This is a genomic window from Methyloceanibacter sp. (genome assembly GCF_058506495.1).
In genome coordinates, this window is sequence record NZ_JBZMXT010000035.1 from 1 (window position 1) to 23,416 (window position 23,416).

General features: G+C 58.8%; 20 protein-coding genes and 1 pseudogene. 1 reads left to right on the forward strand and 20 read right to left on the reverse strand.

Annotation, left to right across the window (positions count from 1 at the left end):
• Positions 1-182: 182 nt before the first annotated feature.
• The 13 genes and pseudogenes from rodA to AC33YF_RS07995 form a co-directional block, all read right to left on the reverse strand.
• Entirely contained in the window at positions 183-1,337 is a 1,155-nt protein-coding gene (gene rodA / locus AC33YF_RS07935) for a rod shape-determining protein RodA (RefSeq protein WP_491776662.1), read from the reverse strand.
• Positions 1,334-3,229, reverse strand: a complete 1,896-nt coding sequence (mrdA, locus tag AC33YF_RS07940) for a penicillin-binding protein 2 (RefSeq protein ID WP_491776663.1) — start codon at positions 3,227-3,229, stop codon at positions 1,334-1,336. The genes rodA and mrdA overlap by 4 nt, the downstream gene beginning before the upstream one ends.
• Positions 3,226-3,735, reverse strand: coding sequence for a rod shape-determining protein MreD (mreD, locus tag AC33YF_RS07945; RefSeq protein ID WP_491776664.1), 510 nt, complete (start codon positions 3,733-3,735; stop codon positions 3,226-3,228). Before mreD ends, mrdA begins: the two co-directional genes overlap by 4 nt.
• Positions 3,732-4,742: a rod shape-determining protein MreC gene (mreC, locus tag AC33YF_RS07950; protein WP_491776665.1), complete on the reverse strand. Its 1,011-nt coding sequence runs from the start codon at positions 4,740-4,742 to the stop codon at positions 3,732-3,734. Before mreC ends, mreD begins: the two co-directional genes overlap by 4 nt.
• A 92-nt stretch (positions 4,743-4,834) precedes the next feature.
• Entirely contained in the window at positions 4,835-5,866 is a 1,032-nt protein-coding gene (locus AC33YF_RS07955; RefSeq protein ID WP_491776666.1) for a rod shape-determining protein, read from the reverse strand.
• Between the two features lie 374 nt (positions 5,867-6,240).
• On the reverse strand, positions 6,241-7,809 hold the full coding sequence (locus tag AC33YF_RS07960) for a 2-isopropylmalate synthase (protein WP_491776667.1): 1,569 nt from the start codon (positions 7,807-7,809) through the stop codon (positions 6,241-6,243).
• A 212-nt stretch (positions 7,810-8,021) separates the two neighbouring features.
• Complete coding sequence (locus AC33YF_RS07965) at positions 8,022-8,153, reverse strand: hypothetical protein (protein ID WP_491776668.1); 132 nt, start codon at positions 8,151-8,153, stop codon at positions 8,022-8,024.
• 11 nt (positions 8,154-8,164) lie between these two features.
• On the reverse strand, positions 8,165-9,970 hold the full coding sequence (locus AC33YF_RS07970) for a L,D-transpeptidase family protein (protein WP_491776669.1): 1,806 nt from the start codon (positions 9,968-9,970) through the stop codon (positions 8,165-8,167).
• Positions 9,971-10,157: 187 nt separating this feature from the next.
• On the reverse strand, positions 10,158-10,547 hold the full coding sequence (locus tag AC33YF_RS07975) for a nuclear transport factor 2 family protein (RefSeq protein WP_491776670.1): 390 nt from the start codon (positions 10,545-10,547) through the stop codon (positions 10,158-10,160).
• A 3-nt stretch (positions 10,548-10,550) separates the two neighbouring features.
• Positions 10,551-11,122: pseudogene (locus AC33YF_RS07980) on the reverse strand (DUF2165 family protein).
• A gap of 172 nt (positions 11,123-11,294) precedes the next feature.
• A complete protein-coding gene (ilvC, locus tag AC33YF_RS07985; protein WP_491776671.1) occupies positions 11,295-12,314 on the reverse strand; it encodes a ketol-acid reductoisomerase in 1,020 nt (339 codons plus the stop codon).
• A gap of 115 nt (positions 12,315-12,429) precedes the next feature.
• A complete protein-coding gene (ilvN, locus tag AC33YF_RS07990; protein WP_491776672.1) occupies positions 12,430-12,972 on the reverse strand; it encodes an acetolactate synthase small subunit in 543 nt (180 codons plus the stop codon).
• Complete coding sequence (locus tag AC33YF_RS07995) at positions 12,972-14,756, reverse strand: acetolactate synthase 3 large subunit (RefSeq protein ID WP_491776673.1); 1,785 nt, start codon at positions 14,754-14,756, stop codon at positions 12,972-12,974. The genes ilvN and AC33YF_RS07995 overlap by 1 nt, the downstream gene beginning before the upstream one ends.
• A 398-nt stretch (positions 14,757-15,154) precedes the next feature.
• Here AC33YF_RS07995 and AC33YF_RS08000 point away from each other — a divergent pair, with 398 nt between their 5' ends.
• On the forward strand, positions 15,155-17,098 hold the full coding sequence (locus AC33YF_RS08000; protein WP_491776674.1) for a potassium transporter Kup: 1,944 nt from the start codon (positions 15,155-15,157) through the stop codon (positions 17,096-17,098).
• On the opposite strand, the gene miaA is transcribed toward AC33YF_RS08000, so the two are convergent.
• The 7 genes from miaA to AC33YF_RS08035 all read right to left on the reverse strand — a co-directional run.
• Positions 17,095-18,018: a tRNA (adenosine(37)-N6)-dimethylallyltransferase MiaA gene (gene miaA / locus AC33YF_RS08005; RefSeq protein WP_491776675.1), complete on the reverse strand. Its 924-nt coding sequence runs from the start codon at positions 18,016-18,018 to the stop codon at positions 17,095-17,097. The two genes, AC33YF_RS08000 and miaA, sit on opposite strands and share 4 nt — an antisense overlap.
• A gap of 43 nt (positions 18,019-18,061) precedes the next feature.
• Complete coding sequence (locus AC33YF_RS08010) at positions 18,062-19,543, reverse strand: DegQ family serine endoprotease (RefSeq protein ID WP_491776676.1); 1,482 nt, start codon at positions 19,541-19,543, stop codon at positions 18,062-18,064.
• A 177-nt stretch (positions 19,544-19,720) separates the two neighbouring features.
• Positions 19,721-19,906, reverse strand: coding sequence for a DUF2065 domain-containing protein (locus AC33YF_RS08015; RefSeq protein ID WP_491776677.1), 186 nt, complete (start codon positions 19,904-19,906; stop codon positions 19,721-19,723).
• Positions 19,907-19,919: 13 nt separating this feature from the next.
• Entirely contained in the window at positions 19,920-20,873 is a 954-nt protein-coding gene (gene hflC / locus AC33YF_RS08020) for a protease modulator HflC (RefSeq protein WP_491776678.1), read from the reverse strand.
• A complete protein-coding gene (gene hflK, locus AC33YF_RS08025) occupies positions 20,873-22,018 on the reverse strand; it encodes an FtsH protease activity modulator HflK (RefSeq protein ID WP_491776679.1) in 1,146 nt (381 codons plus the stop codon). Before hflK ends, hflC begins: the two co-directional genes overlap by 1 nt.
• 167 nt (positions 22,019-22,185) lie before the next feature.
• Positions 22,186-22,716, reverse strand: coding sequence for a dihydrofolate reductase (locus AC33YF_RS08030; RefSeq protein ID WP_491776680.1), 531 nt, complete (start codon positions 22,714-22,716; stop codon positions 22,186-22,188).
• On the reverse strand, positions 22,713-23,416 hold a 704-nt coding region (locus AC33YF_RS08035), incomplete at its 5' end, for a thymidylate synthase (protein WP_491776681.1). The genes AC33YF_RS08035 and AC33YF_RS08030, both read right to left, overlap by 4 nt.

Consider the following 23,416-nt stretch of genomic DNA (forward strand, 5'->3'; position numbering starts at 1 on the left):
ACTCGAACCTTGGACCCGCTGATTAAGAGTCAGCTGCTCTACCAACTGAGCTATGCGCCCTCAGAGCATTGTGTCACATGGGGTGACCGCTCCGGTCTGGCGCTACCGAAGCGCCAAGGGTCGTCGCTTTAACACCCCGACGGCCGGGCTGTCCAGGTCGCGTTGCAAATTTCCGGTTTTTGCTACCAGAGACCGCCGAGTTCGGATGGGCGGAATGTCACTCGCCGATTGACATGCGCATTGAGTACAAATCCAAGCCCTATCATCATTGTCAGCATTGAAGTGCCGCCATAGGAAAACAAAGGCAAGGGCACGCCAACCACAGGCACGAGACCGGTCACCATGGCCACATTGATAAAGACATAGGCAAACAGCGTCAGGCCCATGCCGCCAGCCACGAGCTTTGCGAACATGCTTCGGCAGCGCAGCGCCATGAACATAATAAACGCAAGCGCCAGCAGATACAGCGCCAGCACGATGATGGCGCCGACGAAACCCGTCTCCTCGGAGAACATCGTGAAAATAAAGTCCGTGTGCTTCTCCGGCAAGAAGTTGAGCTGAGCCTGCGTGCCATTCATAAAGCCTTTCCCGCTCAATCCACCGGAACCGATCGCGATCTTGGACTGGAGGATGTGATAACCGGACCCCAGCGGATCGCGTCCTGGATCGAAAAACGTGAGCACACGCTCCTTCTGGTAGTCGTGTAGCATCTCCCAAGCGTGCGGCAGCGCGACAACAAAGCTGACGATGGCTCCGCCAAAGTAGAACCAGCTCACGCCCGCCAGAAACATCATTCCGGCGCCGATAATCGCGAACAGCGCGGCCGTACCAAGATCGGGCTGAGATAGCGCGAGCAAAGCGGGCACCCCGATTAACAAGAGCGGCGGGATCAGCGCGTCGGGACGCCAGATTTTCTCAGGTGGAAGCCACTGGTAATAGCGAGCAATCGCAAGGACGAGCGCGATCTTCATCATTTCCGACGGTTGAAAGCTCATCTCGCCGACGCCCAGCCACCGGCGTGCGCCGCCACTCTCAATGCCAATGATCGGCACAAGGGCCATCAGCGCCAACGCCACAAGAAACAACGGGTATGCGCCCCTTAACCACCACCGGATATCGGAGAAAGCGATCGCAAATAGCAGCGCCAATCCAACGCAATAGCGAACAACTTGCCGCGAGGCCCAGGGGTCGAAAGATCCGCCTGCTACGGAGTAGAGCGCTGCGATACCGATTAGGACAATCGCTGTTATCAGCGCCAAGAAGGGCCAATTTAATCGCAAGAGCTTCCTGGCAAGGTCCTGCTTTACTGCAGGCGCTTGCGCGAAGAGCATCTTCATCCACCCTCCCCCGCGATCGCGACCTGCCCGGAGGCCTCCTCCTTGCTCATACGCGCAAAGGCCGGTGCCTTTGCAGCGTCCCGAAGAAGCGCCTCCGTCATGACGTCCTTGACGATAGGCGCAGCAGCACTCGACCCGCCGCCGCCATGCTCAACGCAGCAAGCTGCCGCGTAGCGCGGCTTGTCAAAGGGCGCATAGCCGATAAAGAGTGCGTGGGTCTCGCGCTCATAGGGCGAAAGCAAATGCTCATTGTGTGCATTCACGACCTGCGAGGTGCCGGTCTTACCTGCCATCATGACACCTGGAATCTTCAGAGCTGAGCGTCGCGCCGTACCCCGTGGCTCATTCACGACGCCGAACATCCCCTTGCGGACAATATCGAGATGCTTCGGATCGAGCTGCAGCAGCGGCCAGTCCGGTTCGAGATCGTTTGGGGACAAGACCAGCTTCGGCAACACGGCGCGGCCAGATGCAACGCGCGCGGTCATCACAGCGAGTTGGAGCGGCGTGGACGACACAAAACCCTGGCCAATCCCGGCAATGACGGTCTCGCCGCCATACCACGGCTCCATAAAGCGTGCGCGCTTCCAGGCAACGTCTGGGATGATTCCCTCCTTCTGGCCCGGGAGACCGCAATCGTAAACTCTGCCCAATCCGAGATGCCGAGAGACGGACGCCAAATGATCGATGCCCATTCGTTTCGCGGTTTCGTAAAAATAAACATCGCACGACTGCTTAATTGCCTCGTTCACATCGATCCCGGCGCCATGGGCCTTCCAACAGCGAAACCGGGCGCGGCCCATCGCGTAAACGCCGGGACAGCTCATTGTCTCGCTGGAGTCGATAACACCTGCATGCAGCCCTGCGAGTGCCGTGACGACCTTGAACGTGGAACCCGGTGGATACTGGCCCCGTATCGCACGGTTTTGGAGCGGCTGATCCTTGGCGCGCGCAACGCGGCTCCATGCCCTGGGATCCACCTTGAAGACGACATCGTTGGGATCGAATGTTGGCGTAGACGCAAGCGCTAGAATGGCACCCGTCTCGACGTCCAGCACGACCACGGAAGCAACACGGTGCTCTTTCAAGCGTTCTTGCGCAACGGTCTGCAGATGGTGGTCGATACTGAGGACGAGGTCCTTACCTGGCGTGCTCGGTGTGGAGCCGAGCTCGCGCACGATGCGACCCCGAGAATCGACTTCATACTTTTGGGTGCCCGGTGTGCCGCGCAATTGTTCGTCGAAGGTCTTCTCCACGCCAGCACGTCCCGCGCGGAACCCTGGGAGCCGCATGACCGGATCGAGATCCACCTCCTCCTTGCCGGCCATGCCCACATACCCCACCAAATGCGCGGTAGCACGCGCATGATGGTATTTGCGATAGGCCGAACGGTCCGTCTGTATACCCGGGAGCTGCGGTGCCAGAACGTTGAGCAATGCAAACTCTCGCCACGTCAAACCTTCGGCGACAAGCACGGGATAGTAGCCGCTCTGGCGCGCCGCAGAACGCATGATGCGGTCGCGCGTAGCCCGGGAAATCTTCACGATAGGGGATAACCGGTCGAGCGTGTCCGGCAGGTTCTTGCAGAATGCGGGCACAACAAGAAGGCGCAGGTTCTCCTTGTCTTCGGCCAGTGTGGCGCCTGTACGGTCGCGTATAGATCCGCGCTGTGGCGCGGAAAGTTGGATCATCAAACGGTTTTCGTCGGATAGGAGCCGGTAGTCGGATGCCTCGCGGATCTGAAGCTGATGGAGACGCCAGCCCAGTAACCCGAACAAGCCGGCTTGGGCTGCGCCCAGCAGAATCGCTCGCCGCGAGAAGCGATAGCTCTGCTTTCGAGCGTAATCAGGCTTCTTTTTTGCTCCATAGTCGAGCGCCTTCAACCCCTTCATGACGCTCTCCGGAATAGGGTGCGTCGTGAATGGCCGATGTGCCCGGTCCAGACCCACAGGAGCCCGTACAGCACAAAGGGAAAAATGACAATCGAGGCGACAACGCCCAATAGGATCGGCCACCAATCAATCCAGCGAAGGTAATAGAGACTCGCCAGCAGCCAACCAAACAATCCGAGTACAGATATCAGCGCCGTCCAGGTCAGCCACTGTTTCCAGAGATTGCGGCGCTCACGAAACGAGCCGGGCTTCAGGCCGACTGTCGCAGCAATTAGGCACATAAGCGCCCAGAACCCCAAGGGACCGCCGCTGAGAAGGTCCGCAAGAAGTCCGAGTATGGCGGCCGCGGCCGGATGAAGCTCCGTGCCGGGCAGCGCCCTCCAGCAGAACACCATCATGACGACTAGCAAGGGAAGAATGAATGTGGCGTCGGCCGGCAATCCCCAAGGCGCTGCAGTCGCGATGACCGCGATCAGGATAGAAAACGCCGGAAGAAACCGTGTCATTGATCAGTTTGCGCCTGGCTGGCCATCGGCGGCGAGATCGCAGCAACGGGCGCCAGCGGGACTTGGGGACCAACCGCTGTCCGATCCTCCTCCGGCTCGGGATCCGGTGTCGCGGACAGAACGCCGCCCCTGTCGGCGAGACCTTCTGGATCGGTCCGTTTCAAGGCCGGCGCATCAAAGAACAGAACACTCACGGCATCGAGCGAGTCGAGCTCCGCAAACGGCCGGATTCTGTACTCGCCTGGCTCACCGATAACGACCCCCAGGCGCAAGCCGCGCGGGAAGACGCCATCGCTTCCTGACGTGTAGACTTCATCGCCAGGGGACACGCCTGCACCGTCTTGCAGGAACCCAAGCTGGAGTTCGGCACTATTGTCACCCAGCGCGAGCCCTCGGGCGGCTCGCGGACCGACCAAGACTGGTATGCGGCTGTTGAGATCATTGAGCAGCAAAACGCGTGCAACGTTGTCTCCGGCTTCAATGGTGCGCCCGACAAGCCCATCGCCATTGATGACCGCATAACCGATCCGCAGGCCGTCATTGCGGCCAAGATTGACCAGCGCGCTTCTGACAAATGGCCCGCGCGCATCTGCGATAACTTGCCCGGTCGCGTAGACAAGCGCTGGCTCTTCCGCCGCATGCAAGAGTTTGCGCAAGTGAGCAATCTTGCGCTCCAGCAATTGAGTCCGCCACCGCCACTGCTTCAGTTCTTCGTTTTCCTTGGCAAGACGATCAACTTCTGCGACCGCGTCCCGATGAACCCTCACGTAGAGACGCGCGCGATCCATAGCCCGACGGACTTCGATGGCTGGTACCGACGCAAGCTCCAGGAATGGCGCCGACAGATCAACGAGCTCGTCTCGGGCATCCTGCAAGGCGCCATGACCCACCCGGCTGAGAACCAGCAAAACTGCGCAAAGGAAGTATAGGCCGAAGCTCAGCAACTCTACCGGCGCCGACCAGGAGGGCCGGTGTCGTTGGAACAGAGATGGACTGCGCTTGGACATTTGCGTTCAGTCTCTAGGCTCGCCCCAAGAAGGACGTCCGATTTCCTCACTCAGAGGCCCCGCGCCTAGCGAAACCAATATAGCACATTTGACTACGGTTTGATCAGCAGATCGGCCATTTCGTCAAGTTTCTCAAGCGCCATGCCGGTTCCCCGAACGACGCTCCGCAGCGGATCCTCCGCAATCTTGAATTTCACACCCGTTTCTTGCTGGAGACGCACGTCGAGCTTATCGAGAAGCGCGCCTCCTCCGGTTAGATAAATGCCTGACTCAGCAATATCAGCTGTCAGTTCCGGCGGAACGTCAGCCAGGGCCTGGCGGATGCCTCCGACAATCTGCTGGATCGGCAGAGTCAACGCATCGGCGATCTCGTGGGGACCCAATGTGATCTCTGCAGGGAAGCCGCGCTGCATATCCCGTCCCTTGAGCCGAATTGCCACGTGCGTCCCGTTGGCCTTAGCAACGGCTGAGCCAGACTCCTTCTTGACGACCTCGGCGTTTGGAGCCCCGATCATCAAGTGATGCTTGAACCGCGCATAATTTACAATTGCCTCGTCCATGGCATTGCCGGCGGTGCGGATCGACTTTGAATAGATCACGCTACCCATAGACATCACGGCAATGTCGGTCGTACCACCACCTATGTCGACCACCATTGAGCCTCGGGGCTCGCGGATCGGCAGCCCAGCCCCAATTGCGCCTGCCACGGGCTCGGAGATCAGATATACGCGCCGCGCACCCGCTGAAAGCCCGGCTTCATGAACCGCCCGCCGCTCGACGGAGGTGGCACTTGCCGGGACGCAGATCATGACCCGCGGACTCCCAAAGAGGCGTCGCTTGTTAACGCGGCGAATGAAGAACTTGATCATTTCCTCAGCCGCGTTGAAGTCGGCGATGACGCCATCGCGCAGCGGCTGAACGGTTTCAATCTTGGTGGGAGTCTTCCCGAGCATCGTCTTGGCCTCGTGGCCAGCCGCGATCACTTTTTGATCGTCTCCGCGCTGCTCGATGGCAACGACGGAGGGCTCGTCCAATACGATTCCACGTCCCGGAACATAAACGACAGTATTCGCCGTGCCGAGATCAATGGCCATGTCCGCGGAAGAGCCCAACCACGAGAACATACACCGCCCCACTTGCCCGCCAATTGGCAGGCCCTACTCACCATAGATATCCGGATCAGGCCACCGACCTCGGATTAAGACACCAAGAACGGCAGGACACATCCCCAATCACCAGGCTCAAACCCTGCCGTCACGCGCCGTATGTTGCGTCAATTCTCCGACGTGAGCAATGAGTGAACTGACTGCTTTGCGAAAACTTTTTAGCCGCACACGCTGAAGTAGCACGGTAATTTTTTTCTCGCGAATCTTGCTTCCCCATGCATCACGCTGCTTACGGACTAGGCATAAAAAACTGCGACGCCGCGCCCGCCGCGACAACGTAGCGACGAGCCGGATCAGGTCCGCAAAACTTCCTATGCTTGGTAGCGCCGCTACTACGATGCGAGCATTGTCTCTGGTTTCCGGCGCGCCTCGCGCGCCAGAAGCTTGTTCAGCGCGCTAACATAGGCCCGCGCCGACGCAACCATCGTGTCGGTGTCCGAGCCGCGACCCGTGGCGATCTTGCCATCGGCCTCCAAGCGCACCATCACCTCCGCTTGGGCATCTGTGCCCTCGGTCACAGCGCTTACCTGATACAGAGCTAGACGAGCCTCATGCGGAACAAGGGCGCGAATGGCCTGGAACGTCGCGTCCACCGGTCCGTCGCCAACGGCCTCATACATGTGCTGCTGATCGTCGATGTGGAGCGTGATCGTCGCCTTCTGTGGGCCGCCGGTTCCGGCGATGACCGTCAGCGATGTGACTCGTATGCGATCCTGAGCAGAGGCGATCTCCTGATCGACCAGCGCTTCGATATCTTCGTCGTAGACGTGCTTCTTCACGTCCGCCAAGCCTTTGAACCGCACGAACGCATCCTCGAACGCGTTGTCGCCCAGTTCATAGCCGAGTTCTTTCAGCTTTTCACGGAACGCATGGCGCCCCGAATGCTTGCCCATCACAAGCGAGGACTCCTTCACACCCACGCTCTCCGGCGTCATGATCTCAAACGTGCCAGCGTGTTTCAGCACGCCGTCCTGGTGAATACCGCTCTCGTGGGCGAACGCATTCCTGCCGACGATGGCCTTGTTGTATTGCACCGGAAAAGCCGTCACGCGCGAAACGAGCTTTGAGGCTCGAGTCAAAAGGGTCGTGTCGACACCGGTCCAAACGGACATGCGATCCTCGCGCGTGTGGATCGCCATGACGATTTCTTCCAAAGCCGCATTGCCCGCACGCTCTCCAAGCCCGTTGATTGCGCATTCGACTTGTCTCGCACCCGCGCTCACGCCCGACAGGGAGTTGGCAACGGCCAGCCCCAGATCGTTGTGACAATGGGTCGAGAAAATAATGTCGCTGGCACCCGGCACCCTCTCCTGCAGCAGCCGGATCAAATCGCCGAATTCGTCGTGATAGGCATAACCGACCGTGTCCGGGATATTGACGGTTGTGGCGCCAGCCTTGATCGCAGCTTCCACGCAGCGGCAGAGAAAGTCGATCTCCGTGCGCGTCGCATCCATCGCCGACCATTCGACATCGTCAGTCAACCCTCGCGCTCGGCTGACGGATGCCGTAACGCGCGACAAGCATTCGGCCTCGTCGATGTCCATTTGATACCGGCGGTGAAGAGGCGAGGTGCCAATGAACGTATGTATGCGTCCGCGCGCGGCGGGCCGGATTGCCTCTGCGCAGCGATCTATATCGCCGGGCTGTGCGCGAGCGAGGCCGCAAATGACGGCGTTCTTCGCACGCCGCGCAATCTCCTGCACGCTCTCAAAATCGCCTTGAGATGCAATCGGGAAACCCGCTTCGATTACATCCACGCCCATCTCATCGAGGAGCTCGGCAACCTCCAGCTTTTCTTCGAATGTCATCGTGGCGCCGGGGCACTGTTCCCCGTCGCGCAATGTAGTGTCGAAAATTATGACGCGATCCTTCTCGTCGCGTGCCTTTGTCTCGGTGTTCATCGTGCTCGTCCCTGAAACGCATGGCTTTCAGTCTATCATGACCCGTCAAGCCCTTGACTTCTTGGAAGTTGGTTCGCCGTCCCCTGAACGCCCGCCTCGGCAAGACCGAGACTGCCGGTGCTCAGGGGCACGTAAGGAGCAGCGGAAGGGTGCGCACACGCAGACGGGTGCGTACGCCCAGTGCCCGGCGAGGCTCTGGCGTGCTGAAGAGGCTATTCCGAACCTGCAAATTCGATCGGCGCATCATTGCCCTTCTCCGCTAAGGCCCAACAGAAGCCTGCGATGAGCGGAAAATAGGGTGATCCGATAAGAAGAGCAAGGGGAGGCGTGGCGCCGATGGCCACGCCTCAAGCTCCTAGAAGTCGAAGATCGAGGCGAACGGGTTGCTAGCACGGCGCGAGGAGCGACGGACAGCGCGACGCTCATTCGGATTTTGCACAACCTCCATATTGTCCGGTAGACCCGCGGGAATCGGCCGCCCTTTAAGCGCGGCAAGCATCCGCCGGTCATGGCCGTAGAGATCCTTGAACTGCGTGAGTTCACCATCCGGGCCTGCCACAGCGGTGAAGTAGGTTAGGTAAACCGGAATTCTATTCTTCATGAAGATGTTGTTGGCATCCGATCCATTATGCATCGCGGAAACCACACGCTGTTGTGTCCAGTCTTGATCGTGACCGAGCAAGACCGCAGCAAATTTGTCAGGGTTTTGCACCCGCACGCAGCCATGGCTGAAGGCCCTCACTGAATTGGCGAATAGGTTCTTCTGCGTGGTGTCGTGAAGATACACATCGTGTGTGTTGGGGAAGAGGAATTTCACAAGCCCCAAAACGTTGCGTGGACCGGGCGGCTGATAAAGCTCATACCGGCGGATGTCGTTGCGGCTCCAATCAATTCTATCTGGGTCTATATCGCGACCGTTTGCGCCGCGTATGCGCAAGCCTTGCCGCCGTAGGACGGACGTATCCCAACCGCTTGAGAAAAACCCACCACCCCGGCGCAGATAGGGTGCGATCTCATTCTGCTTGATCGAATTCGGCACAAACCAATTGGGGCGGAATACGATCTTCTCCATTTCATCGCTGAACACAGGCGTCTGAGTGTGGGTCTTGCCCACGATCACGCGCGTCTGATGGATCTCTTCGCCGTCCTCGATAACCCTAACCTTGAACTCGGGGATATTTACCTTGACGTGGAATGCGCCCATGTCGTGCGGGAGCCAGCGGTAGCGCTCCATGTTCACAACAAGCAGATCGATCTTCTTCTGACCCGACACGGTTGATACCGGGGCCCGTCCGTTGAGCATGCCCCGCGTACCGGAGCCAACCATGCCATCGGGCTTGCCACCTTCGGCGCGCTGAAACGCAATGACGGCCTGACGCAGCTCGTCATCGAAAAGGTACTCGTCTGCTCCCTCTTTCGCGGGCGTCTCTAGACGCTTCCGCAATAGGGCGACCTGCCCGTGATTCACGCCAAGCTTCAACGTAGGACCCGCAGGGATAATCACATCCTCAGGCTTGTCGGACGCGGGCTCCGGCGAAACCCCGCCGTTCCGCTCCGCAAGCAGTTGCTTCCGCAGCGCCTCAAACTGAGGATGCGCCGGCTGGAAACTCCGCAAGTAGGCCGCGGGGTCAGACCGAAGGGCGATAAAGCCGATGACTTCCGCCGGGTCCGGCAGGTAGAGGTTCGGATCAAGGTTCTTGCTGAGGCTCTGCGGATTGAGCCGGCCACCTCGCGCGTCGCGCGCATATTCGATGACCGCTGCGCTGATTTTGAGTTCTGCGGCCGCGAGCTTGTCTACTGCGCCCGGCGCGCCTGAGTCGAAGCCGGATAGATTTGGCAGGGTGTAGTCCGAAGCACGCAGACCGTAATCGTCAGCCTTGGCAATTTCCTCAGCGACGGCCTTGCCCCGTTTAGTGAGGCCCTTTTCGTCGACCCAGAGCAGCTTGCGGTCCGGGACGGAGTAATACTCTGCGAGAGCGATCTGTTCGGCGGCGTCTTTCATAGCGACCGTGCCGACCTGCTCTTGAACGGAAATACGGATCGCCTCCGATCGCGTCACGAGCTCCTCAGGACCGTCTGGCTCCGCCGCGACGGCCGGGGTACTGAATGAGATAGCAACCGCAATCCCAATGGCGGCTGATCTCAAACCCAATGCGGTCATTCTTAGCTCCCTCTGGACCTCGCGGTCCTTGGTCCCCGCGCGTCAGGCTCCCCTTCTTCAAGCACAGCGCGAATCTTTTCGAATCCTCACCGTGCGCCGGAGTATGCGCAACGAAACTCTATTCGACCACCCAATTCCGGCCCCGAAATGGCAGAACTCACGGGAATGTGTGGCCCAGAATACGCCCCTAACCCGCTAGCGCGGTGTCGAGGAACTCATTGAGAGATATAACTTTTTCTTGATCCACCTCAATGAAGTCCGCCAATTCGGTCGTGAAGCTATCACCCGTTGTGATATTTTGGACACGGGCGCTCCAGCGGACCGCAGCCCTGTTGCCGTCGATCAGAAGGTCCTCCATCGAAAACGCCTTTAACGCGAAGCTATCCGAGATGGTCCGAAAAAGCCCAGTTATGGCCTCTCGCCCCTTGACCGTTGTCGCAAGCATGCTGAACTCAGGGGACCCAACGATCCGAAACTGCGCATCTTCGGCGAACATCGCGCCGACGGCCTCCACTTCGCCGTCGATGCGGGCGGCATAGAAGCCCTTGAGGAACGCCTCGAATTCCGTGTTGTCCATTGCTTAGCTCTCCTCATGAGTCCTGTCGGTTTCCGCGGCTCGACGATTTGCAGGTTGACTGTCCTTCGCGCGCGCCTTTTCCTCAAGGTCCCGGTCGGGCAAGACCACAAATATCAGGACAGCCATCACGGTGAGGGAGAAGCGAAAGGCAGCCTCCTGACCGTTCCATGCCTCGGACTGCCACATGACGAACCACCCACCCGCAAAGACCATGAAGAGCAAGAACCAGACGAGGTAGGCGACAAGCGCTCCCGCAATCGTCCAGCTCTTCGCACGATCGAAAACCGCTCCAGGCGCGTGCCGAGCCCGAAAAAGGAATACGCTGCGACGAGAAACAACAGCCCCGCCAGAGCCTCGCCAAAGATGACGATCGCGAACGTAGCGTGCCAAAGCTCCGGGGTTGTGATGGCCCGATACATCAGCTTGTTGCCAGGAAACGTCGTCTCCATGGACATCACGTTTTTCACGAACAAGAAGTTTGTTTGGTAGTCGTGAAGGCTGCCGAAGACGACTAGCAGACAGAAGAGCGCTAGGCACGCGACCATGACAATCTTGGCAATCCGGGCGATGTACATTTCGGTCCCCTGCCCTACCTATTGTCAGATGTTGCGATTCTCGCCCGGGACAACTCTAACCAGATAATGAGGCGTCAGCTTAAACCAAGCGCAGCTCACTGCCTCCACCCAAAAGAAAAGGCCGGGATGAGCCCGGCCATTTCAGCCTTTCACGCGCATGGACGCGAAGCGCCTAGTTCTTGGATTTGTCGACCATCTTGCTTTCGGCGATCCACGGCATCATCCCGCGCAGTTTCTCGCCGACCACCTCCATCTCGTGGCCGTCGCACTTGGCGCGCATTGCCTTAAAGCTCGGTTGGTTGATCTTGTTCTCAAGCATCCAGTTCTTCACGAAGGAGCCGTTCTGGATATCCTTGAGCACCTCCTTCATGGCGGCTTTGCTCTCGCCCGTTACGACGCGCGGTCCAGAAACGTACTCGCCATACTCGGCTGTGTTGGACACGGAGTAGTTCATATTGGCGATACCACCTTCGTAAATGAGATCGACGATCAGCTTCACCTCATGCACGGTCTCGAAATAGGCCATCTCGGGCGCATAGCCCGCCTCGACCAGCGTTTCGAACCCGTTTCGCATCAGCTCGACCAGACCGCCACAGAGCACCGCCTGCTCGCCGAACAGGTCCGTTTCGCACTCTTCCCTAAAGGTTGTCTCGATTATGCCGGCACGGCCCCCGCCGATTGCAGACGCATAAGACAGCGATAGGTCGTGTGCGTTGCCTGTTGAATCTTGAGCGATGGCCACAAGGCACGGCACACCGGCGCCGCGCTTGTACTCGGCGCGCACTGTGTGGCCAGGACCCTTTGGCGCCACCATGCAGACGTCCATGTCGGCGCGCGGCTCAATCAGGTTGAAATGAATGTTCAGCCCATGCGCAAAAAAGAGCGCGGAGCCCTCTTTCATATTAGGCTTGAGCTCTTTTTCCCAAATCTCAGCCTGGAGTTCGTCCGGCGTCAGCATCATGACCACGTCGGCCCAGGCGGCGGCCTCCGAGACGCTCATAACTTTCAGCCCTTCGCCCTCAGCCTTGGCGGCGGAGCTCGAGCCGGGGCGCAGGCCAATGGCCACATCGGCCACACCAGAATCCTTCAGATTCAGGGCATGCGCATGCCCCTGGCTGCCATAACCGATGATGGCGACCTTCTTCCCCTTGATCAGATTGAGATCGGCATCTCGATCGTAATAAACACGCATACCTCTTCCCCTACATTCCGGAATTTCAATGCCTTCAAGACTTGGATGTGTCGATTGGGTCCGGGTTTTGCCGCCGGGCCCGTGAAAAAACAAGTAGCGAGTTACCTCTTGAGCGCTACATCCGCTCCGCCCCACGGCCGATGGCAGCAACGCCGGTCCGGCAAACCTCGATCAGCCCCAGCGGCTGCATGAGAACGATGAACTGCTCGATCTTGGACTGACGCCCGGTGACTTCGAAGACGAAGTGCTCGAGCGAGGCGTCGATCACCTGTGCGCGGAACGCCTCGGCCAAGCGAAGTGCTTCAACACGCTTCTCGCCGACGCCTGCGACCTTAACGAGCGACAGTTCACGTTCGATGGTTTCGCCGCGCACGGTTAGGTCCGTCACCGAGTGGACGGGCACAAGCCTATCCAGCTGATGCTTGATCTGCTCGATAACCATGGGCGTACCCGTGGTCACGATGGTGATCCGGGATAGATGCGCCTCATGCTCCGTCTCGGAAACGGTCAGCGACTCGATGTTGTAGCCACGGCCCGAAAAGAGGCCGATGACGCGCGCGAGCACGCCGGGCTCGTTGTCCACGAGCACGCTCATCGTGTGCGACTCAAGAACCTCTTCAGGCTTCTCGAGGGAATAGGCCGAGCCAGGCTGCCCCATTAGACCATCACCTTGCCTTCTTCGGAGATGGCCTTCTCGATGTCATCGCCAGTGACGTCGTCGCCCAGCAGCATGTTGTTGTGCGCTTCGCCACTCGGAATCATCGGGAAGCAATTGGCTTCCTTGTCGACAACGCAGTCGAAGATGACGGGCCTTGGCGTCTTGATCATCTCAAGGATCGCATCATCGAGCTCGGCCGGCTTCTCCGCGCGAATACCAACCGCGCGATAAGCCTCGGCCAGTTTCACAAAGTCCGGCAGCGCTTCGCTGTAAGAGTGCGAATAGCGGCCGCCGTGGAGAAGCTCCTGCCACTGTCGAACCATGCCCATATACTCGTTGTTCAGAATAAAGATCTTGACCGGCAAGTCATACTGAACCGCCGTCGAAATCTCTTGCATGGTCATCAGCACCGACGCCTCGCCCGCAATATCGATCACGAGCGAATCTCGGTGCGCCATCTGCACGCCGACCGCAGCTGGGATGCCGTAGCCCATTGTGCCAAGGCCACCTGACGTCATCCATCGATTGGGATCGTCGAAGTGGAAGTATTGAGCCGCCCACATCTGGTGCTGGCCCACTTCCGTCGTGATGTAGGTGTCGTGATCGCGCGTCAGCGCAAACAGCCGTTCGATGGCGTATTGCGGCATGATCACGTCGTTCCTGTTGCGATAGTGCAAACATTTGCGCTCGCGCCACGTACTGATCTGATCCCACCAGCGCGCGTGGGCCTCCTTGTCGAGGGACGGGTTCCGAGCCTTCCAGGCCGCGATCAGCTGATCGATGACGAACGCACAATCACCCACGATGGGAACATCGACGTGGACATTCTTGTTGATAGAGGAGGGGTCGACATCCACATGAATCTTTTTGGAGCCCGGCGAAAAAGCGTCGAGCCGGCCTGTAATGCGGTCGTCAAAGCGCGCACCAATGCAGATCATGACGTCGCAGTCATGCATGGTGTTGTTCGCTTCATAAGTGCCGTGCATACCCAACATACCGAGCCACTGCTTGTCCGAGGCCGGGTAGCTGCCCAGCCCCATCAGCGTCGAGGTGATCGGGTAACCGGACATGCGCACAAGCTCGCGCAGGCTCGCACTCGCCGCAGGCCCAGCATTGATAACGCCGCCGCCCGTGTAAAAGATCGGCTTCTTGGCGTTGATCATAAGGTCGACCGCCGCTTCGATCGCTTCTGGCTTACCCTTCTGCGGCGGGACGTAGCTCTTGTGCTGTGAATTCGAAACGCCCTTGTAGATGCCGGTCATGAACTGGATATCCTTAGGGATGTCCACGACGACGGGACCCGGCCGGCCGGAACGAGCGACGTAAAAAGCCTCGTGCAAAACCTCGGCAAGTTGGTCCACGTCTTTCACAAGGTAGTTGTGCTTTGTGCAAGGCCTTGTGATGCCAACCGTGTCGCATTCCTGAAACGCGTCGTTGCCAATCAGGTGCGTAGGAACCTGCCCGGTGATGCAAACAACCGGGATCGAATCCATCAGCGCGTCTGTCAGGCCTGTAACCGCATTGGTTGCGCCAGGGCCCGACGTCACAAGAACAACGCCAACCTTCCCTGTCGAACGGGCATAGCCTTCGGCCGCATGAACCGCGCCTTGCTCGTGACGAACGAGCACGTGCTCAACGCGGTCTTGCTGAAACAATTCGTCGTAAATCGGTAGAACGGCCCCACCGGGATATCCGAAGATGTGATCAACACCTTGATCGGCAAGCGCTTGAAGAACGATCTGCGCGCCGGTCATTGTGGATGAACCGTTCTCGCTGGCTGACATGTCTCTTTCCACTAACAAAACCGGGCACCAGCGGCTTTCCGCACCGCTGCCCGGTCAAACTCGATTGAAATGGCGAAAGTGCCGAATTTAGGCGCGCACCCTAGGGCCTCTGTGTCACAGGGTCAACGGGGAATGCGAATGAATGACAAGATTTATTGCGGCAATCTTTTCATTTATTATCTATCTAGCTCTGAAATTATGCCTAATGTTATGCGAGCCGATAATGATATGGTGTTACACGCCATCTTTTCCCACAAGCATTCTAGACAATGACGCACGATGCGCATAAGGCTCATAGAGCTAGTGGGCAGCCTCGATAAGAGGGATACAGCAGCGCCAGCATTGAGATATCCTGGCGTTTCTAATTGAAAGCGCGTTTCCGGCTCGTCACACCCTGAATGCAGCAGTCTGCAACGTCAGAACCGGCCGTTGCCAACGGCAATGGACCCGGCCACGGCCATGGGGCAGCGAATGCGCCCATAACGAGCCGTGCATTTTGGGCACTGACCTTCGGGTCTATTGGCGTCGTCTACGGCGACATTGGTACGAGCCCGCTCTACGCGCTCCGCGAAGCGATCCTCGCCACGAGCGGGCCCGACGGCACCGTAACGTCGGACGCAGTATACGGCGTACTGTCGCTGATCTTTTGGTCTTTGATTATCGTCGTCACGCTGAAGTACGTCGTGCTGCTTCTGCGCGCGGACAATAACGGCGAAGGTGGCACGCTCGCGTTGACCGCACTTGCCTTTACGGCTTTGGGCAAGCGAACACCCCTCGTCTTGGGTTTGGGCATCATCGGCGCGGCGATGTTCTATGGTTCAACGCTCATCACCCCTGCCCTGTCAGTGCTGTCTGCGGTCGAAGGCCTCAATGTGGCTACGGACGCGTTTGAGCCGTACGTGCTTCCGATCACGGTGATTATTCTCGTCGCGCTTTTCTCTGTGCAGTCTCATGGAACCGCGCGCGTGTCGGCGCTGTTCGCTCCCATAACGACCGTCTGGTTCTTGGTGATTGGGATCGCCGGGGTTGCCGAGATCGCCTCGTACCCGCGCATCCTGATGGCTCTCAACCCCTACTACGGTCTGAACTTCCTCTTCACCCACGGCATGGTCGGGCTCATTACACTCGGCGCCGTATTCCTTGTCGTGACCGGATCGGAGGCGCTGTACAACGACCTCGGTCATTTCGGTCGCAGACCGATCCAGATGGCTTGGTTTATTTTGGTGCTGCCTGCCTTAGTCTTGAACTATTTCGGGCAAGGCGCCCTAGTGTTGTCGAATCCAGAAACGATTTCCAATCCATTCTATCGGCTGTTTCCCAGCTGGGCGCTTTACCCGATGGTCACCCTTGCGACGATGGCAACGGCCATTGCGAGCCAAGCTGTGATTACGGGTGCCTACTCCATCACGCGTCAAGCCATGCAGCTCGGGCTTTTGCCACGAATGGAGGTGCGGCACACATCGGAGTCGCAAGTAGGCCAAATCTACATGCCACGCGTGAACTGGGTTCTGCTCACCGGGGTTCTTCTCCTGGTATTCATGTTCCGGTCGTCGAGCGAATTGGCGTCAGCCTACGTACTCGCCGTCGCCGCAACCGAATGGGTCGCGGGCGTCCTCGGCTTTATCGTCATTTGGAAACTCTGGCGCTGGAAACTGTATTGGGTAATCCCGGTCATGGCGCCGCTGATGTTCGTGGACGCTGCCTTCGTCGTGGCGAGCATGCTCAAGATTGTCGAGGGCGCATGGTTGCCGGTTCTGGTTGGTATGATGCTGATCCTCGTTATGGTCACCTGGATGCGCGGCACCAAGCTACTCGCGCAGAAAACTCGACGTATCGAGGTGCCATTCGATCCGCTGATAAAGAGCCTCGAAAGCAGACCGCCGCATCTGGTGCCTGGAACAGCCGTCTTCTTGAGCGCGGACCCAGAATTCGCGCCCACGGCGCTCTTGCATAATCTCAAGCACAACAAGGTGCTGCACGAGCACAACGTCATTCTCACCATTCAGAACGAGGACATTCCGCGCGTCGCAGCGGAAGATCGCGTCCGCATGGAGCCGATCAGCGACAAGTTCATGCGGATGACGCTTCACTTCGGTTTCGTGGAGCGGCCAAACGTGCCGAAGGCTCTCGCGATCGCGGGACGAAAAGGCTGGCAGTTCGACATCATGTCGACGTCTTTCTTCTTATCGAACCGGACTGTACGCCCGGACCCCCGCTCGGGAATGCCGCAATGGCAAGATCGCATTTTCGTTTACCTCGCCCACAACGCAGACGACGCGTCGAACTATTTTCAGCTGCCGACTGACCGGGTCGTCGCCATCGGTACGCAAGTGACTGTTTAGGGTTGGTCTGTTTGTTGGGTGGGCAATTCAGCCAATGCCGCGGCTTCGCCGCTCGGAAACCATGTCCAGTCAGCCATAAAACGCCGTGCCCACGTCATCTGACGCTTGGCGTAGCGCCGGCTCATGGTTTTCGCTGTGTTGCTGGCATCTTCGAGATCGACCTCACCCGCAAGGTGCGCTAGGAGCTCGGGCACGCCAAGGGCACGCATCACTGGCAGCCCTGGGTCCAGACTTAGGTTGATCAGCGCTTCGACCTCAGCCAACGCACCGTCCCGGAGCATGGAGTCAAAGCGCGCGTTTATGGCCGAGTAGATTTCTTTGCGCTCCGGAGCAACGACCAGCTTGTGCAGATCCTCAGCACCAAGAACTGGGTCGCCTGCGGTTTCCTGCCACTCTGCAAGCGATATACCGGTGGCTTCTACAACTTCGAGCGCACGCACGAGCCGCTGCGTGTCTGTCGGCGTGAGGCGCTCGGCCATGATGGGATCACGGACAGCCAACGCTGAATGCAGCTCGCTCGCAGATATGGTCGCGGCGCGCCCGCGCCAATGTTGCCTAACGTCTTCGGGTATGTCGGGAATGGGCGAAAGCCCCTGCAGCAGCGCCATAAAGTAAAGCCCGCTGCCACCGACCAAGATCGGAACTTGGCCCGCGCTACGCGCATCCCTGATCTCGGCAGCGGCATCAGCAACCCAGCGTCCTACCGAATAGGCCTCGCGTCCGGATACAGTGCTGTAAAGCCGATGAGGTATGTCCGCCATGTCCGCAGCACTGGGCTGCGCGGTGAGCACAGGCAACTCGCGATAGACCTGCATGGAATCGGCATTGATAATCCTGCCGCCCAGGCGATCGGCAAGCGCCAGAGCCGCAGCGGATTTGCCGCTAGCTGTGGGTCCGGCGATGAGAACAGCTTCAAACACGATTTGCCACGACTTGGCCTCGCAGGACCGCGAGAGGGCCGAGTTAGCTAATGGGAACGTTGACGAGACGCAGATCCCCGTCAGCGTTGGCCAGGAGAAATAAGATCTTGTCCCGCCCCGACTTCCGTATTGCACTTAGCCACGCGACGACTTCCTCGGGCTTACGGACCCGCTTCTGTCGCACTTCAAGGATCACATCGCCGACTTTGATGCGCTTCTTCGCTGCAGGACTGCCGGGCTCAACGGACGTGATCACAACTCCGTCGACCTTACCGCTGATGGCAAACTTCGCGCGCAAGTCAGCTGTGAGCGGCTCAATTGTGAGACCCAAAAGGTGTTCCTTGCCATCGGAGCTTTCCGACGACAAGAGATCCTCGTCTTCCCCAGGTAGCTGGCCCAGCGTCACGGTGATGTTTAGAGTCTCTCCGTCTCGGAGAACGTTAAGCAGCACCTCCGCGCCCACCGCTGAGCTGACAACGGCTCGCGGCAGATCCCTCATTGTCCTAATTTTTTGTCCTCCAAAATCGAGAATGACGTCCCGCGCCTTGATCCCGGCGCTCGCGGCCGGACCATCGGGAGTAACCGACGCAACCAATGCGCCCGTCGGCTTGGGCAGCCCCAAGCTAGACGCCATTTCGTTGGTGACATTTTGAACATGGACGCCAAGCCAACCACGGCGCGTCTTGCCATATTGCTTCAATTGATCGAGCACGCGTAGGGCCGTATTGGAAGGCAAGGCAAACCCTATGCCGATAGACCCTCCCGTCGGCGAGATGATCGCCGTGTTCACGCCGACAACCTCACCCTCCATGTTGAATAGCGGCCCGCCGGAGTTGCCGCGATTGATCGCCGCATCAGTCTGTATGAAGTTGTCGTAAGGTCCGGCGTTGATATCGCGCTTGGTTGCGGACACCACACCAACAGTCAGTGTTCCTCCTAGTCCAAAGGGATTGCCAATCGCCATTACCCAATCGCCGACACGCAAGACCGATGAATCGCCGAATGTCACCGCCTTGAGCGGCTGGTCTGGCTTGACCTGAATAAGCGCCAGATCAGTTTCGGGATCATGGCCTAGAATCTTGATCACCTTCAGCTTCGATCCATCGGTGAAGTTCACATAAATGTCGTCGGCGCCTTCGATCACGTGATGGTTTGTAACGATCAGTCCCGACGGGTCGATAACAAACCCGGCACCAAGCGAACTGACCTTTCGAGGCGAACCATCAGCACCTTCCTCGCTGAAGAAGTCGTCGAACAGTTCGTCGAAGGGACTACTTCCCGGGGCTTTTCGGCCAGGCGGATCATTGTCCTCGTCCTCAAGGTTCTGGGTCGTCGAGATATTGACGACCGTTTCTTGTAAACCCTCGGCGACGCCAGCAAGCGACTCCGGCCCCTTGGCGGTGGCTGGCGTATTCGATTGGAGCAAAGCAAGACAGAGGGCGGCGGCAAATAGAAGTGTCGCATAAGCGTCGCGAGTACGGCTCAACACGTTTGGACGGCTTAGTCCCAACATCCGTTTGCGCACTCCCCTTGCTGAGCGAGGCTTCACCCGACTTGTCTCAAACGACCAAGCGCATAGGACCCTGCCCACGCTCGGTCTTAACGCCGCACCGCCCACTTTAGCGAGAATCGCACGCAATGCGGAAGCAGCGTTTCAACGCAAAACATAGGCGACCGAGCTGTCTTGTACGCTAGCGCTTTTTTATCCCCGTATCAGCCAAACAACGAGCACGCCTGCCGCCACGGCGAGTGTGCCAGCAAGCCGCAACGAGGACTCCGACATTTCGGAAGCTGTCTCCAGGAGACGCCGACCGAAACGAGGAGCGAGGGCCCAAATCAGGCCCTCGATTACCAAGACAAGTCCAATGGCGACACCGAGGTCGTCCATTTTGGGACGGCGCCTATGGCGCCGAGCTCAAGGACCGGCTGGCGTTGCTCCTGTCTGCCTTTGGCACGCTGGATGATGCACCAGTTGCCGGCCGGGCTGACGATCCGGTCGCGTCGTTGAAGTACTGGAAGAACTGAGAGTCGGGACTCAGCAACATCCGTGTATCACCTGCTTGCAATGCACTTTCATAAGCCTGCATCGAGCGGTAGAAGGCAAAGAAGTCGGGGTCCTTACCGAACGCTTCGGCAAACGCACGGTTGGATTCAGCATCGCCCGATCCACGAATACGCTCGGATTCGCCAGTTGCGTCGGCCTTCAGCACTGTCACCTGGCGGTCGGCATCGGCGCGAATACGGCGAGACGCTTCCTCACCCTCGGCCCGGATTTCCGCCGCCTCGCGCTGACGTTCCGTCTGCATCCGGCGGAAAATGGCGAGGCTGTTGGCCTCAGGCAGGTCCGCCCGCTTGATCCGAACGTCGACGACTGTCATACCGAACTTCTCGGCATTATCGTTCATCTCGTTGGTGATTTTACGCATCAGATCGTTGCGGTCATCGCGCACAACGGCCTCGAAGCTGGCCGCGCCAAGGACCCGTCGAAGCGCTGCTTCCAGGAAATCGCTGAGCCGTGTCCGCGCATTGAACTCGTTGTTCACAGATTGGTAGAACAGCAGTGGGTTCGTGATCCGCCAGCGCGCGAATGCATCGACGACGAGTCGCTTCTGGTCGGCGGCAATGACTTCCTGTGGTGCGGAGTCGAGGTCAAGCAGCCGTTTGTCGAAGAAAACCACGTTCTGGATAAACGGGATCTTGAAGTTCAGGCCGGGGTCCTCGAGCACCCTTTTCGCCTTACCGAACTCAAGAACCAGCGCTTGCTGTGTTTGGTAGACTGTGAAGAGCGTGAGATATGCGCCAATAGCCAATATTCCGACCACCAGCAAGATGAGCGTCAGGGTTGCCTTCTTCATTACTGCTGCCCTCCCGTCTGGAGTGAGGGCGAAGCCGGAACCGCTGAGGGTGCTGATGAAGCCGTCGGCTGTCTCTTCTGTAGCTCCGGGAGCGGCAGATACGGCACCACGCCGCCACCGCCATCCTTATCGATAATGATCTTGTCCGTCTTGGACATCACTTCCTTCATCGTGTCGATGAAGATGCGCTGGCGGGTCACGTCCGGCGCTTTCTCGTACTCTTGCAGGACCTTCTCGAAGCGCTCGGCTTCACCCTTTGCCTCTGCAATCACACGATCGCGATAGCCTTGGGCCTGTTGGAGAATCCGCTCTGCCTCACCACGCGCCTCAGGAACGACCCGGTTTGCGTAGGCTTGGGCCTCGTTCTGCAGGCGCTCCTCGTCGGCGCGGGCGGCCTGAACATCACGGAAGGCATCGATAACCTGTGACGGTGGATCCACTTTTTGGAGCTGGACCTGCGTGATCTCAATACCGGCTTTGTAGCCGTCAAGCGTCCGTTGAATGAGCTCTTGGACTTTGCCTTCGGTCTCTGCACGTGCCGCCGTCAGGATAGGTTCAATGTCGCTCTGCCCAACAATCTCGCGCATCGCGCTCTCCGAAACGTCCTTCACGGTGCCTTCCGGGTTCTGAATGTTGAAGAGGTAGTCGGGCGCATCATTGATTTTCCAAACTACGACGAAATCGATGTCGACGATGTTCTCGTCACCCGTCAGCATGAGGCTCTCCTCAGGAACGTCCCGCGGAGACAGCCCAGCGCCCTGTGCGGAACGCATGCCGATCTCGATCCGGTTAGCGCGTGTAACTTTCGGCAACAGCACCTCTTCGACAGGATAGGGCAGTCGCACATGCAGGCCCGGAGGCAGCTGGCGTACATACTCACCGAAGCGCAGCACGATGCCGACCTCATCGGTATTCACACGCACAAAGAAGCCAAAGAAACCGATCACAACGGCAACAAGCGCGGCCAGCACGCCTGGCAGTAACCAACCGCCGCCGCCACCTGGCATCGCCTGCCGCAACTTGTCTTGGCTCTTACGCAAGATGTCTTCCAGATCCGGCTGCTGACCACCGCCGCCGGGACCGCCCGGCCGTGGCCCCCAGGGGCCGTTATTGCCGCCACCGCCGCTCTGATTGCTCCAAGGCATATGTTTCTCGTCCTGATTTCTGAGGAGGCTGTCGCGCGAAACCGCCTGATTTCGGCGGCGTCTATCGCACGGGATTTAGGCGCACCAAGCGGCGCAACCGCGACAAGAAGTCGATGCTTATATAGGGCAGGACCAGGGGGCGCGCAATCGAAGCCGGACCTAATACCTCAAACTCGCTCCAAGACGACGATGCTGAAGTCGTGATCGTCCTTGGGACCGGCCTGAAAAGCGTCGCGTGAGGCCTCTCGCCAGGCGTCCTGATCCAATTCGGGGAACCACGTGTCCGCCTCAGGAGCCGCGTGAACCTCCGTTAGGTAAATGCGATCTGCGAGCGGCATGGCTGCCCGAAAGACGCCCTCTCCCCCAATAACGGCGATTTCATCCGAACCCTGTGTGCCCGCCCAAGTCTTCGCTGCCTCGAGCCCGGCCTCCAAGCTTGAAACGCTCACGATATCGGCGGCCGAGAAGGATGGATCGCGTGTGAGAACGATATTGAGGCGCCCGTCGAGCACGCGCGGCAGCGATTCGAATGTCCGCCGCCCCATGACAATGGGCTTACCCATGGTGACGTCACGAAAAAACTTCATGTCGGATCGCAAGCGCCATGGCAGCTGACCGTCCCGACCGATGGCCCGGTTCTGACCCATGGCGACGACGAGGGCAATACTGGGATCACCTTGTCCCGGCGTGTCAGTCACACGGCCACCTCGGCGCGGATCGCCGGATGCGGATCGTAACCAACAATCTTGAAGTCGTCGTAGACGAAGTCGAAAAGCGAAGACACCTCGGGATTGATCTCCAAGGTCGGCAGAAGCCGCGGGCTCCGCGAGAGCTGCTGATCGGCCTGCTCCACATGATTCAAGTAGAGGTGCACGTCTCCAAAGGTGTGAACGAAATCACCCGGCTTCAGCCCCGTAACCTGCGCGACCATACGGGTGAGCAATGCGTAGGAGGCAATATTGAACGGAACGCCGAGGAAAATATCGGCCGAACGCTGATAGAGCTGGCATGATAATCGCCCATCGCCCACGTAGAACTGGAACAAGCAGTGGCAGGGCGGAAGCGCCATATCCGGTAGCTCGCCGACATTCCAGGCACAAACGATATGGCGGCGCGAATCAGGGTTGCGCATAATGCCGTCGACGAGCGCAGCAATTTGGTCGACCTCGCCGCCGGACGCCGTCGGCCATGACCGCCATTGCTTGCCGTAGACCGGCCCGAGATCGCCGTTTTCATCAGCCCACTCGTCCCAAATCGTGACGCCATGTTCCCTGAGATAGCGTGTGTTGGTCGATCCCTGCAGGAACCATAACAGCTCGTGGATGATCGACTTCACGTGCAGCTTTTTGGTCGTCATGAGCGGGAAACCCTCGCTCAAGTCGAAACGCATTTGGGCCC